Source organism: Paenibacillus sp. JNUCC 35, from assembly GCF_058269095.1.
The window spans coordinates 1,478,537-1,491,001 of the sequence record NZ_CM177771.1 but is presented as its reverse complement, the minus strand read 5'-3'; the positions used below and the strand labels follow the sequence as shown (position 1 = coordinate 1,491,001).

Here is a 12,465-nt window from a genome sequence, read left to right as displayed (position 1 = left end):
TTTCCTCCTTTCATGGACACGCCAGCCGCACCGGTTCTCTGCGAACCGGCGCCTACCCGTTCGGGTGGCTGTTCAAAATATGCTGGATAACCGGGTCCGGCATCCGGTAGTTGTCCGGGAGTCCGGCTCTGATCTGGTTCCACAGCTTGTAATCGACGAGATACTCGGGGTTGGACACTTGTACGGAAAAAAGCGAATTGTACAGGTCCCCCATCACATACACTTTCTCGCTCATGTTCCTTCTCCTTTCTGTCCCCGCAGGGAAAATCAGGCTTGAGCGGCTTTGGCGATCGCCCTGCCGTATACATCGAGAAGCCGCTGAACCATCAGATCCATGGACCAGTGGACGGCCCCCCACTGCCCGGCTTCCCTGCCCATCGCTTCCCGCATAGCCGTGTTCTCCAGCAGCGTGTACAAGTGGGTGAACAGCTGCTGGCTGTTGCCTGACGGGAAGATGAGGCCCGTACGGCCGTGCTCGACCATTTCGGGCACGCCCGTGGCGTCGCTGACGACCGACGGCTTCCCTGCGAGCTGCGCTTCAATCAGCGACAGCGGCTGATTGTCTACATAACTCGGCTGCACGAAGATATCGGACTGGGCAAGCAGATAAGGCACGTCACTCCGCCTGCCCAGAAACTGGACCGTATCCAGCAGTCCCAGCTCCGTGCACTGCCGGTTAAGCTCCGCCTCCAGGTCGCCTTCTCCCACGATCCAGCAGACGAAGTCGTCCCGCACCGTCCTAAGCAGGCCGACCGCTTCGATAAGCAGCGACACGCCCTTGATCGGGATGAGGCGGCCGGTGAAAATAATGGCTTTTTTCCCCGGCGGCTTATAGATCGGGGTGGCGGAGCTTGCCATCTGCGCATAGAAATCGCCCGTAGCGTACCCGTACTGAAACACCTCGACCTGATGCTCGGGAACGGAGTATTCCATGGTCAGCAGGCGTTTCAGCCACTGGGAGGAGGCGATTGTAATATCGCTGCTCGTGGCGCCGAGGTGCTCGATAGCCGACTGGAACCGCCAGATGACGGACTCCCCCAGGTTGACGTTATTTTCCATTAGATGCAGCTTGATCTCGTGGGCCACCGAGCCGTGCAGGCTGGCGACGAGTCCCGTTCGTGGAGATTTGATCCGCCGGAAAGAACGCGTGGCCAGGACGTCCTGCGTATGAATCACGTCATATTGCTCCAGTCCGAAATAGGCTGCGGCCAGCTCCATGCACAAGGTGTTCATTTCAAAATGCGAAAGCCAGGAGCTGGAGTGAAGGACCGGGTACAGCTCGGGGCTTATTTTCTTTTCCAGAAAAGGCCTTACCGCCTCTTTATAAAAAACACGGCCGCTGAACGGCATATGAAACACACTTTCATCTTCACTGTTGCCGAATACATCGACCTCGTGGCCGAGCGCCTCCAGCTTTTCTTTCATTTTGACCATAAGCGGCCATACTCCGCCCAAATGCGGTAACCGCCAGTAGGTAGCAAGCAGTATCTTCAAGAATGCCCCCTCTTTTCTGCGTGAGACTCACAAAGCTGCATTCAGCACCGCCATGCCTTTATCCCTACACTATATGCGGCTATTCTCCTCCTTCACGGGTCGTTTGCCTCACCGGGCTCAAAATGTGTACGTGTCCATACGTCTGCGCGGCAATTTCATATACTGAACTATGCCCGATTGAACGGAAGGGAAGGTGACCATGTCTATTTACCTTTTTGACGCCTACGAGTTCGGACTTTACGACTCGCGTTATATCCAGTGTTTCGATCTTGTCTTTCAAAACATCGACCAGCGGCATTTCGACGTTCTTATACAGGGCTATCAAGGCCAGAACCGTTTTCTCCTGGGGCTCCATCATCTCGACCCCGCTCCGCTGCCCGGTTCGATTGCCCATCTGCCGACGGTATATAATCACAACCAGCCCTTTACGCTCCACATTCACACGAATCTGAACAATCCTTATCCCCTGACGATGACTATGTACGCTAAAAACGAAGGGGTTCTTGTCGCGACCTTCACGACGAATGAATTGACGGTCATCGATCCGCTCTGACTGGGAGTGCCGGGATTTGCCCGTAAAAAAGAGGCCCTTCTTTCGGAAGCGGCCTTTTAGGGTTGTCTGCTTTTGCGGCTTGCTGTTGCGAAACGGCTGTTTCAAGCGTTCGAGTCACTTCCCGAACCAACTTCATCCCGGAAGAACACTTTGGTCCAATCGTTGTTAATGAACGTGCCGTATCCCGGATTCACGATAATCGGCGCCAAGAAACTGGGCCCGTTGTCCGTGGACCTGTAAGCCGCGATCGTACCGCTGGAGTTGCCGGGGAAAACATGGGCCACGATCGGGAACAGATTCGGAAACCCGTAAGCCGCGTTCACTTGAAAGTTAGGCATAGGGGCCTCCTGTCGAATGCGAATAATCTTGTACTCCAATGTATGCCGGAGATTGGCCTCGGCAATGGACGATTCGGAAATTATCCGCCTCCCCTGCCAATGTCCACACCCGTCAAATGCGGCGGAATAAACTGATGTAAACATCCGGCGCGACGGCGGTACGTTTGTCTGTCCGAGCAATCAGCCAGGAAAGAAGGGATCTTTACATGAGTGATGTCGGCATTGTTATGCCGGTGTATTTGCAGAGGCCGTCTTATTTGCAAGAAGCGATCGAAACCATCCTTAACCAAACGTATGCGGATTTCCGCTTTATCATTGTGATCGACGGCGTATCGGAACAAATGGGACCGCAAATCCGGCAGTTGACGGCCCACGATCCGCGCGTTGAGATTTTGGAGAACGAGCGGAATGTAGGCGTATCCGCTTCATTGAACCGGGGATTCCGGCGGCTTTTTGAAGATCCCCGCATCCGGTATGTGACCTGGGTGTCGAGCGACAACCGCACCCATCCCTACTTTATCGAGCTTCTGCGGCATGAGCTTGCGCATGCGCCTGAGGAAGTCGGGCTGGTCTACAGCTGTTTCCGTGAGATAGACGCGGATGGACTGCCGCTTCGCGACGAGGCCTTTCAGGAGGAATTCCGCCGGTATCAGAATAAGCCGAAAGAAGAACTTCTCGACGTATGCATTGTCGGCGTATCTTTTATGTACAAATCGTGCTACGCCCGGAAAATCGGCGGATACCACATGGAACCCGTCGAAGACTACGAATATTGGCTGAGATTATCTCATCTGTGCGAGCTGCGCTATATTCCCGTAGAACTCGTGGAATACCGGGTCGACTCGGATTTCAGCATTTCCGCCAAGCTCAAAGGGTCTGTCGAGCAGCACAGGCGCTGGCGTCACGCATTCCGATTGACCAAAAAGCAAGCCAGGGAAAGACAAAGCATTCCTCTGGAAACGACCGTTTACTTACCGGTGACCGATGCGTCCGGGAGTCTCCCCGACCGGCTCGACCGCCTCCTGGACCAATACTATAGCAACTTTAAGGTGATCGTGGTCGACGTAACCCCCGGCAAAGCGTCCAAGGGTTTACTTCACGAGATACGGGACCCTCTGCTGAGCACCCGTTTCTTGCCCGGCATGCCGCCTATCGAAGCCGTTCATGCCTGCCTGAAAGAGCTTGCGACCCCGTTCGCCGCAATCGCATACCGGGAGCGGGATTTTGAATACATGGATCTGCAAGTCTTAACGGCCGCCCTGCGCAGCGCTCCCGAAGGCGCTTATTCCGTTTGCTACAACGGCGACCGGAGCGATCTCGCGTACCGCTTCGATCCTCGTGCGGGCATGCCCTCAACCGAACTGTTTCGTTCAGCGAAGCTGAAGGAGCTTTTGCTCCGGTAGACGGTCGCAGTCTCCATGCGCCTCTTTCTCTATCGTGCGCGTACGCGAAAAAACGCTTGGCGGAGTCCGCCAAGCGTTTTTAACCATGCTGCTTCATGAGCCCGATTCCAAGCACGCCCAGCATACAGGAAAACTGCCGGCCGTACAGGTCCGGAGAAAACTGTTCCGCCGCATGCCGGCTCGCTCTGAAGCGGATTTCCTCCCGCAGCGGGACGTTGTCCATGAGCTCCGAAATTTGCCGGAACGCCTCTTCATGGTCGTCGTGGGGATAGAACCTTCCCGTTACACGGTCCGCGATAAAGCTCCTGACTCCGTCCGAATCCGTCGAGACGACGGGACACCGGCAGCACATGGCTTCCAGCACCGCATAGCCGAATCCTTCCACGCGCGAGGTCGAGAGCAGCACGCCGCCGGAATCGCCGATGACGGAATACTGCCGTGCCATTTCTTTGTGCGGAAGGTTCGCCAGCACCGTCAGGCGGGAACCCAGCTCGTAATCCGCAATCAGCTTACGGAACTCCCCCTCTTCCGATCCGAGCGTATTATCCACATACATGCGGATTTCGACCGGACGGCCCCGCGTTTTGAACAAGCGTCCGACCTCCAGAAGACTCCGCCAGTTCTTATTCGGCTCGATCCTTCCTACCCACCCGATGATGGGAACCGGAGCGACGGGATGCCTTTCAAATCGGAAGCTTTCCATATCGATACAATTATGAAAGCTGAACTTTTTCATCCGGGCGTAGTACGTCTCGAAAATCCGGATCAGGTGCGGGGTGCGGGGATACAGCACGGCATCGGCGTGCAGGGTGAGCAGCGGGATAACCCGTTTCAGAATAAACTCCGCTTCCTCCACGCTCCCCAGTCCCTGCGCCTCGTAAATGATTTTGCCCGTGTAGCCGCTTGACCGCAGGGGTAGAATCAGTTCGGCCACCGTAGAGATGATAACCGCCTCAAACCGTTCCCGGTTGACGAGCGCCGTAATCTCTTTCTCATCTTTCGTCACGTAAACGGGCACCCCGTCCAGGTTCTGCATCCCCGTTCCTTCATGCAAATACAGCAGGCTGCACGAGATGCCGATCTTCTTCAGCGCGATAACCCGCTGGCGGTTCAGAGTCTCCATCCCTCCGCTCGGGATATAGAACACGAATAAAAGCTTCATGGCACACCTTCTTTCAAGCTGATGCAAGAGACTGGGCGGGCCCCTATCCCCCGGCTTCCAAGGAAGCGATTTTGGCGGCCAACAGCGGGTTGTAACGGGCTCGCAGCATATCCACCTCGTGCTGGATTGCCGGCTGGTGATTCCGGCTGCCCATCTCCCCGTGGAGCCGGTACTGGGTCAGTTTCTCGTTCAGGAACTCGATCCGGACCCCGGATGCGGCAAGGCGGAGCCACATCTCCAGGTCCTGCGTGTACTTGCACGTCTCGTCGAAAAACCCGTAGTGACGGAACAGATTTTTGTGCATCAGGACGGTGCAGCCGTTGATCGGGTTGTACTGGAGCAAGTAGGTGTACAGCTTCGTGGACGTATTGAAATACTTCGTATTTCCCGGATCGGTAGGAAAATTAGGCGCGTACAGGATGCGCCCGAGCTCATCGACAATCTCGTAGTTCGTAAAGCTGATGTCCGCATTCGCCGAAGCCAGCCCGTTAAGCTGAACCGCCAGTTTATGCGGGTGAAAACGGTCGTCCGAACTGAGCCAGGCGATATAATCGCCCGAAGCGTGGCGGATTCCGTGGTTGAGCGCCGAGGCCGTTCCTCCGTTTGCTTTCCCCAAATAGTGGATCCACGGCAAGTACGGCGTTATTTTATCCTGATGCAGGGTCGAACCGTCGTCCACCACGATGATTTCTCGGTCGATATACGTCTGGCTTAGCGCGCTGACGATCGCCTGGTCCACATAAGCGCAATTGTAAAAAGGGATTATGATGCTCACCCGGGGCGGCATTTCCCACCTCCTTCCCGCAGTCGCCTGCCCGTTATCTGCGCTTTTTAACCCCTTTGCCGGCCTTCCCCTTGCGGGATTTGACCGCGTTAGCCGGGCGTTTGCGAGGCCGCAATGCCGGACCCCTTCTTCCGGACAGAAGCCGCCTCTGGCTTCGCGAATGCCGCAGCAAATACGGCCGGTAACGGCTGCGGACGCTTAATACTTCCTCCCAGATGGCAGGCTGGTAGAGCATGGTTCCCATGCCGCCGTGAAGGCGGTACAGCGTAAGCGGGGCATCCAGGAAATCCAGCGAGAAACCGGTCAGCAGCACGCGGATCCAGAACTCGTAATCCTGGGTATACCGGAGTGTCTCGTCAAAATATCCGACCGCCCTGAACAGATCCCGGCGCATCATGACCGTGCAGCCGTTGACGGGGCAGATCGACAGGAAGGCGCGCGTAAATTCATGGGGATACCGGTATCTGGACGCCACATTCTCCAGCGTGACGGCTCCCGCCTCGTCGATCTGGTCGAAGGCCGTATGGCTGAAGATCGAGTTTCGTCCCAGCATGAACTGCACCTGATGCCCGATTTTATCCGGGTAAAAAAGATCGTCGGAGCTCAGCCAGGCTACATAGTCCCCCGTGGCGAGAGCAAAGCCCATATTCAGAGCGGATGCGGCTCCCCCGTTTTCTTTTCCGATATAAATCAGCCGGTCCATATAGGGCTCCAGTTTTTCTTTGTGCAGCGTGGAGCCGTCATCCACTACAATCAGCTCGATGTTGGTATAGGTCTGGTTCAGCACGCTGGAAACCGCCTGATCCACGTACGGACAGTTGTAGAAGGGAATCACGACCGTTACTTTCGGCAGCATGCATTCACCTCTTTTCCTTCAAAGGTGGGAGCGGTCGTCAGTTCCGCCTGTAATAATCCAGCGCATCCGACAGGGACGTTTCGAACGGAATCCGCGCCGACCAGCCCAGCGCCTTCAGGGCCGAGACATCCATCGGCCTGGCAGGCTCCGGACGCGGCTTGTTCTCGACCTCCAGAGGCAGCGCCGCCGGAGTCAGCGAGCGGAAGACCGAGACGATCTCGCCGAGCGGACGCAGCCACTCCGATCCGATGCGGTAGACCGCCCCCGGCTCTCCGTGGCCGAGAATGGTTTCGTAGGCCGAGACCGCGTCCCGCACATCGAGATAATCGCGCTCCTCGCCGAGGGACGACAGCCGGAACGGTTCCGGCGGACCGCCCTTCTCCAGGGCCGCGATTTTGCGGGCGAGCAGCCCGCAGATGCCGCCGGAAGGACCCGGGCCGACCAGGTTGGACGGCAGCGCCACCATGATCTGCTGCGAGAACCACCGGTGCCAGGAGCGGGCGGCGTACAGCAGCAGCATTTTGCTGAAGCCGTACGGATGCGGGAGCGGCTCGCCGGGTTCGGCCGCGCCGAGCATGGAGCCCGCGACGAGAATCCGCGTGCCGGGCTGCATACGCAGCGCTTCCAGCAGATACACGGAAGCCATCACGTTCGCCTGCAGGAACGCAGCCGGGTCCTTCCACGATTCGGCGACGGAATTGCGTCCGGCCAGGTGGAGCACCCAGTCCGGGCCGGTTTCCGCGACCAGCGCCTTCACGTCCTCCTGCCGGGTCAAATCGCAGGCATAGAGCTTTCCGGCAGGCATGCCGGTGCCGGGCTTAGCGGACTCGGACTCTTGCACCGCACTTGGCCCGTTTGACACGGGCGGGACGTCCGAAGCATCCCCGCGATGCGGCACGACCGGCGCCTCCCCGTTTCCGGGCTTGACGTGCGCCGGTCCCGCGTTCCGGACCACGGCGGCGACCTCGTAGCCCTTGGAGACAAAATAATCACAGGCGGTGCGGCCCGTAAAGCCGCCCGCCCCGGTGATCAGGATTCGAGGCATTGCGCACACATCCATTCATCCAGTTCCTTCAACATCGTTTCATACCCCGGAATGGCGTAGTTCAGATCGCCGCGCGTATTTTTAAGCGTCCGGTTCAAGCGGACGGAAGCGTTCTTGCGCACCTCTATATCCGTGCGCCCGAACTGCTTGCGGAACAGATTCAGCAGCTCGTATTTGCTCACCTTGACGGGTGCCGTCAAATGTACGAGACCCGTTAGCTCCGGACGCTGCAGCGCGTGCTCGACAAACTTGGCAAGCTCCAGCGTGGTGACGCCGTTCCAGTAAGCTCTCGTGTAGCCGCCCACTTCCGCTTCCCCCTCCCGACTCAGGAACCAATGGAGCAGCCCGATGCCCGATTCTCGGATTTCAGGGCCGATGATCGACGTGCGGACCGTCAGGTGCGGGGCCTCCCGGACCTCCCCAAGCGCCTTGGACCGCCCGTATACACTGGTGCCGTCCGGCACGTCATCCTCCGTATGGTCCCCGTGGCGGCCCGAGAAGACACAGTCCGTGCTGATATGAATAAGCCGGCCCCCGGCCCCGAGGGCCGCTTCCGCCAGATCGTGCGGGAAAATCCCGTTGACGCGATAGGCGTTAACGGGGTCCGCTTCGGCAAATTGGTTTAGCACACCGATACAGTTAATGACGGCATCGGGACGGAACGTTTCGATAATGCCCCGGATCCGGGCCGTATCCCTGGCATCGGCAAACAGCCCTTCCCGGTCGCCCCCGTCCCGTGTTGTATAAGCGACCTGAAATCCGGGCAGACGGCGCAGATACCGGACCATCACATGTCCCGCCATCCCCTGCCCACCGGTGACGAGCAGCTTCATGCAAGAAAACCTCCTTTAACGAGCAGGGCGCGGATCGCCTCTTTTTCCATCACATTGTCTTTGGACGAAAAGCTGCTGATTTCCGCCTTGGGATACGGGGCGTAGTGATCCTTGAGCCCGGGAATTTCCAGAGTCGGCAGAATGACCAGATATACCTCGTCGTACAGCACCGTCGTCTGGCTTTCGAATTCCGTAAGCAAAATCTCGTGGATCTTCTCGCCAGGTCTCGTTCCGGTTTCCACGATCGCCACTCCCGTCTTGCCGGAAGCTTCGATAAGCACGTCAGCCAGATCGAGAATTTTGCAGGTCGGCATCGTCATGACGAATATCTCGCCGCCCACACTTTCTTCCGAGGCTTTGAAAAGCAGGGAAATCGCCTCTTCGAGCGTCAGGAAAAAGCGGGTCATGGCCTTATCCGTAATCGAAATCTGATTTTTCTCGTGGATCTGCTTGTGGAACAAGTGAATCACGCTGCCGTTGGTTCCCAGCACGTTGCCGCCCCGGACACAGACAAACTTCGTATCCGTCCGCAAAAGGTTGGCTTGCACGATCAACTTCTCCCCGATCGCTTTGGTCATGCCGTAGAAGTTGGAAGGATTCGCCGCTTTGTCCGTCGAGATGTAGATGACTTTCTTGACCTTGTTCTCGATAGCCGCCTCGATAACATACTGGGTGCCGACTACGTTGGTTTTGAGCGCTTCGTAGGGCTGTTCCTCGCAAACGGGAACGTGCTTGAGGGCGGCCAGATGGAACACATAATCCACCTCCTCCGTCGCGCGGATCAAAGCTTCGCGGTCGCGGATATCCCCGATGCAGAAACTGAGGCGGTTATCTTCAAAAGAGCGCTGCATCGCCACCTGAGTCGATTCGTTCCGGGAAAACACAATGATTTCCTTGGGCTCTTGAGGAAGAAGCTGCCGGATCAATTCATAGCCCCAAGAACCGGTTCCTCCGGTTACCAATATCCTCGTATTACGAAACATGAAGATTCCCTCCCAGTACATATTTCACGACTTTTGCCGATACGTCCGTGTCCAGATAACCTTCCGGGCATTCCCAGTCCCGGGGCATATGCGTCATCAGGCCGGCGGCGGATACAATCCGTTTCGCATCCAGTCCCGACACCACATTGCTGCCGCAGTCAATCGTCTCAGGCCGTTCGGTCGTCCGGCGCACGGTAACGGTAGGCACGTGGAAAATGCAGCATTCTTCCTGAACCGTCCCGCTGTCCGTCAGGACGCAGTCCGCATTCTTCTCCAGCTTCACGAAATCGAAAAATCCGAAAGGCTCGTGAAACTCGACCAGCGGATGAATGCTCAGGCTGTCTTCCGCCTCCAGGCGGGACTTGGTACGGGGATGCAGGCTGCACAGGATGCGTTTGCCGAAGCGTTCCGCCACCCCGCTCAGGCCGTTCATGATTTCGCGCAGATGAACGGGATGATCCACATTCTCCGCCCGGTGGATGGTTGCCGCGAAATACCCGCCCGGCGTCAGGCTCAGACGCTCCAGCACGTCGCTTTGCTCGATTTGGCCGCTGTAGTGCCGCAGCACCTCGTAGATCGGATTGCCGGTACGGACGATGCGCTGGCTCGGCACGCCCTCCCTGACAAGATGTTCTTTGCTCTGCTTCGTGTACGGCATGTTTATCGTGGACACCGCATCGATAATGCGGCGGTTTTTCTCCTCAGGTACGGTCAGATCGTAGCAGCGGTTGCCCGCCTCCATATGAATGACGGGAATGCCCATTCTCTCGGCCAGCACAGCGCCCAGGGCGCTGTTCGTATCGCCCAGCAGCAGGACACGGTCGGGCCGCTCCGTGTTCAGGATCGTCTCCAGCTCGCCGAACATCGTCGCAAGCTGCGCACCCAGAGACTGCTGCCGGTCCTGGAGCACATGATCAGGCTGCCGCAATCCGAGTTCCCGGAAGAACACGTCGCTGAGCGTATACGTAAAGTTCTGGCCCGTGTGCACCACGACATGTTTCTCCGCCAATTCGTCAAGCTTGCGCATGATCAGGCTCAGCCGGATAATTTCCGGCCGTGTGCCGAGCAACGTCACGATTTTCAACGGTGCCACCTTCCTTCCGTGATAGGCTGATTGCCTTCAGTCCTTGAACCGCAGACCGGCTGCGGACGGGCTGTCAGGCCGCCGCACGCACGCTCTTGCGGCGGGCCGGCTTGGCGCCGGGGCGCCTTTTGCGCGCCGCACGCACGCTCTTGCGGCGGGCCGGCTTGGCGCCGGGGCGCCTCTTGCCCGCCGCACGCACGCTCTTGCGGCGGGCCGGCTTGGTGCCGGGGCGCCTCTTGCGCGCCGCACGCACGCTCTTGCGGCGGGCCGGCTTAGCGCCGGGGCGCCTCTTGCGGGCCGCACGCACGCTCTTGCGGCGGGCTGGCTTGGCGCCGCCGGGTCGCCTCTTGCGCGCCGCACGCACGCTCTTGCGGCGGGCTGGCTTGGCGCCGGTCCAAGGCGGCGGTGCAGCTTCCTCCGAGAAGCTCAGGACCGTGCCGACAGGCCGGGAAGCCAAGAGCCCCTCCGGAACCCGCACCACGCCCGCCCCGAGCCGCAGCCGCTGCGCTTTGGTCACCGGGTAACGGATGCCGTCCCGCAGCAGGTAGAAGCCCGGCCGCACGCCCCTGACGATGACCAGGGGCCCGGGCACGCCGCCAAGAACGGGCGGGACCTGCGGCTGCGGATTGTTTTGACGGGCCGCCAGCTTGTTTTCCAGCCTTGCCAGAAGCTGCTCCTGTCTGGACCGGTAAGCCCCGATGCCGAAGACGCTCCGGACTGCGGAGAGGTTCGCTTCCCCGGTCTGCATCCGCAGAAGCGGGTCCTCGACCAGCTCTCTCATCCGTGCCGCTAGAGTCCGGGTATCTCCTTTCGGCACAAGAAAACGGGCATTCCCGGTATGCCCAAGAATTTCCCGCAGTCCGCCGGAATCGAAAGCGATCACCGGCTTGCCGAACATCATGCCTTCCAGTGCGGTCATGCCGAAGCCTTCTTCCGTCAAGCTCGGAACGACAACGAAATCCATGGCCGTGTATAGCGAGGCCACTTCTTTTTCAAAAGCGGTCCAATGAAATCTTCCGCCGTATCCCGATTGGACCGTCAAATCACGGCACTGCCGGTAAAAAGCGGCGTCCGTCGGTTTGCCCGAAATCAGGTAATGAACGTGAGGGTAAGCGGGACAAAGCTCCAGCGCGGCCCCGATAAAGTGATCCAATCCCTTGAGCGGATAAATGTCCGAAGCGATATAGCCCGCCAGCACTTCGCCGCTGCCGATGCCGGACCCGGCTCTGCGCCGCTCGCGCAGCACGCTCCAGTCACCGTTCTCCATTGTTTCCGCATGCCAGGACGGATACATCACGATCTGCGATTCCGCTTCCTTGACGCCGAAAGGGACTAAAGTCGCTTCCGAGATGCCCGCTACCAGATCCGCATGCCGGTGGATAAACTCCGTCGAAACCGGCGTGAAGGCCGTGTTCGTCATTTTTTCCGTAATCATCCAGAGCACCGGAATCCCCAGAGCCTTGGCCGCCACAGGGGGCAGCACGTTGACACATGTATTAGAGATGACCAGATCAGGCCGATATTGACCGAGCACGCGCAGCAATTTCACCAAAGCTCCCGGCTCCGTGACCGGCAGCCTATCCAGCTGTCCCGTAAGACCGGCATCCGGGGTGTACACCTCCCACACGAGCGGGAACGGTACAACCAGGGTATAAATGCCGGCCGCCCGCGCCTCCCGGGAAAGAACACCTTCGCCCGGTACGACCAGGATGCAGTCATGCCGTTCTTTCAGTTCCCGGGCCATGAAAAGCAGCAGCTTCTCGGCTCCGGTTATATGCTGTCTGGAGCACAAATGCGAGAACAGCATGATCCTTCGTGCATTCATCGGATACATACCTGCGGATCGGATATGGTGTTCACCTCCTTATCTGTGTGGGTAGTACAATATATTAGCGGGACATTCTACAAGGCACGACAGTTGAACCCCTAG

General features: G+C 58.4%; 13 protein-coding genes. 2 read left to right on the top strand and 11 right to left on the bottom strand.

Annotation, left to right across the window (positions count from 1 at the left end):
• Window positions 1-52 precede the first annotated feature (52 nt).
• Window positions 53-235 carry a hypothetical protein gene (locus AC2TF6_RS06750; RefSeq protein ID WP_009676939.1) on the bottom strand — a complete coding sequence of 61 codons (183 nt, stop codon included), beginning with the start codon at window positions 233-235 and terminating at the stop codon, window positions 53-55.
• A gap of 32 nt (window positions 236-267) precedes the next feature.
• A complete protein-coding gene (locus tag AC2TF6_RS06745) occupies window positions 268-1,494 on the bottom strand; it encodes a glycosyltransferase family 4 protein (RefSeq protein WP_491310425.1) in 1,227 nt (408 codons plus the stop codon).
• Between the two features lie 199 nt (window positions 1,495-1,693).
• Here AC2TF6_RS06745 and AC2TF6_RS06740 point away from each other — a divergent pair, with 199 nt between their 5' ends.
• On the top strand, window positions 1,694-2,047 hold the full coding sequence (locus tag AC2TF6_RS06740; RefSeq protein ID WP_491310424.1) for a hypothetical protein: 354 nt from the start codon (window positions 1,694-1,696) through the stop codon (window positions 2,045-2,047).
• Between the two features lie 101 nt (window positions 2,048-2,148).
• Here AC2TF6_RS06740 and AC2TF6_RS06735 read toward each other — a convergent pair whose 3' ends face one another.
• Complete coding sequence (locus AC2TF6_RS06735) at window positions 2,149-2,385, bottom strand: hypothetical protein (protein WP_491310423.1); 237 nt, start codon at window positions 2,383-2,385, stop codon at window positions 2,149-2,151.
• Between the two features lie 206 nt (window positions 2,386-2,591).
• Between AC2TF6_RS06735 and AC2TF6_RS06730 the strand changes: the two genes are divergently transcribed.
• Complete coding sequence (locus tag AC2TF6_RS06730) at window positions 2,592-3,788, top strand: glycosyltransferase family 2 protein (RefSeq protein ID WP_491310422.1); 1,197 nt, start codon at window positions 2,592-2,594, stop codon at window positions 3,786-3,788.
• A gap of 79 nt (window positions 3,789-3,867) precedes the next feature.
• Here the strand turns inward: AC2TF6_RS06730 and AC2TF6_RS06725 are convergent, their stop codons facing one another.
• From AC2TF6_RS06725 to AC2TF6_RS06690, 8 genes are all read right to left on the bottom strand, one after another.
• Complete coding sequence (locus AC2TF6_RS06725) at window positions 3,868-4,950, bottom strand: glycosyltransferase family 4 protein (RefSeq protein WP_491310421.1); 1,083 nt, start codon at window positions 4,948-4,950, stop codon at window positions 3,868-3,870.
• A 43-nt stretch (window positions 4,951-4,993) separates the two neighbouring features.
• Window positions 4,994-5,737, bottom strand: a complete 744-nt coding sequence (locus tag AC2TF6_RS06720; RefSeq protein WP_491310420.1) for a glycosyltransferase — start codon at window positions 5,735-5,737, stop codon at window positions 4,994-4,996.
• 31 nt (window positions 5,738-5,768) lie between these two features.
• Window positions 5,769-6,590 carry a glycosyltransferase gene (locus AC2TF6_RS06715; protein WP_491310419.1) on the bottom strand — a complete coding sequence of 274 codons (822 nt, stop codon included), beginning with the start codon at window positions 6,588-6,590 and terminating at the stop codon, window positions 5,769-5,771.
• A 37-nt stretch (window positions 6,591-6,627) separates the two neighbouring features.
• Window positions 6,628-7,635 (bottom strand): NAD-dependent epimerase/dehydratase family protein, encoded by a 1,008-nt coding sequence (locus tag AC2TF6_RS06710; protein WP_491310418.1) that lies wholly within the window; start codon window positions 7,633-7,635, stop codon window positions 6,628-6,630.
• Window positions 7,620-8,468, bottom strand: a complete 849-nt coding sequence (locus tag AC2TF6_RS06705) for an SDR family oxidoreductase (RefSeq protein WP_491310417.1) — start codon at window positions 8,466-8,468, stop codon at window positions 7,620-7,622. The genes AC2TF6_RS06710 and AC2TF6_RS06705 overlap by 16 nt, the downstream gene beginning before the upstream one ends.
• The gene (locus AC2TF6_RS06700) at window positions 8,465-9,451 is read right to left on the bottom strand and encodes a polysaccharide biosynthesis protein (RefSeq protein ID WP_009676948.1); all 987 of its coding nucleotides are present in this window, start codon (window positions 9,449-9,451) and stop codon (window positions 8,465-8,467) included. Before AC2TF6_RS06700 ends, AC2TF6_RS06705 begins: the two co-directional genes overlap by 4 nt.
• Window positions 9,441-10,535 carry a non-hydrolyzing UDP-N-acetylglucosamine 2-epimerase gene (gene wecB, locus AC2TF6_RS06695; RefSeq protein ID WP_491310416.1) on the bottom strand — a complete coding sequence of 365 codons (1,095 nt, stop codon included), beginning with the start codon at window positions 10,533-10,535 and terminating at the stop codon, window positions 9,441-9,443. Before wecB ends, AC2TF6_RS06700 begins: the two co-directional genes overlap by 11 nt.
• A 73-nt stretch (window positions 10,536-10,608) precedes the next feature.
• The gene (locus AC2TF6_RS06690) at window positions 10,609-12,360 is read right to left on the bottom strand and encodes a glycosyltransferase (protein WP_491310415.1); all 1,752 of its coding nucleotides are present in this window, start codon (window positions 12,358-12,360) and stop codon (window positions 10,609-10,611) included.
• Window positions 12,361-12,465: the final 105 nt, after the last annotated feature.

Excerpts from the sequence above, each read along its gene's own strand:
- AC2TF6_RS06735 (WP_491310423.1), bottom strand. The coding sequence starts at position 2,385 with ATGCCTAACTTTCAAGTGAACGCGGCTTACGGGTTTCCGAATCTGTTC.
- AC2TF6_RS06710 (WP_491310418.1), bottom strand. The coding sequence starts at position 7,635 with ATGCCTCGAATCCTGATCACCGGGGCGGGCGGCTTTACGGGCCGCACC.
- AC2TF6_RS06690 (WP_491310415.1), bottom strand. The coding sequence starts at position 12,360 with ATGAATGCACGAAGGATCATGCTGTTCTCGCATTTGTGCTCCAGACAG.
- AC2TF6_RS06700 (WP_009676948.1), bottom strand. The coding sequence starts at position 9,451 with ATGTTTCGTAATACGAGGATATTGGTAACCGGAGGAACCGGTTCTTGG.
- AC2TF6_RS06750 (WP_009676939.1), bottom strand. The coding sequence starts at position 235 with ATGAGCGAGAAAGTGTATGTGATGGGGGACCTGTACAATTCGCTTTTT.
- AC2TF6_RS06715 (WP_491310419.1), bottom strand. The coding sequence starts at position 6,590 with ATGCTGCCGAAAGTAACGGTCGTGATTCCCTTCTACAACTGTCCGTAC.
- AC2TF6_RS06740 (WP_491310424.1), top strand. The coding sequence starts at position 1,694 with ATGTCTATTTACCTTTTTGACGCCTACGAGTTCGGACTTTACGACTCG.
- AC2TF6_RS06725 (WP_491310421.1), bottom strand. The coding sequence starts at position 4,950 with ATGAAGCTTTTATTCGTGTTCTATATCCCGAGCGGAGGGATGGAGACT.
- AC2TF6_RS06720 (WP_491310420.1), bottom strand. The coding sequence starts at position 5,737 with ATGCCGCCCCGGGTGAGCATCATAATCCCTTTTTACAATTGCGCTTAT.
- AC2TF6_RS06705 (WP_491310417.1), bottom strand. The coding sequence starts at position 8,468 with ATGAAGCTGCTCGTCACCGGTGGGCAGGGGATGGCGGGACATGTGATG.
- AC2TF6_RS06730 (WP_491310422.1), top strand. The coding sequence starts at position 2,592 with ATGAGTGATGTCGGCATTGTTATGCCGGTGTATTTGCAGAGGCCGTCT.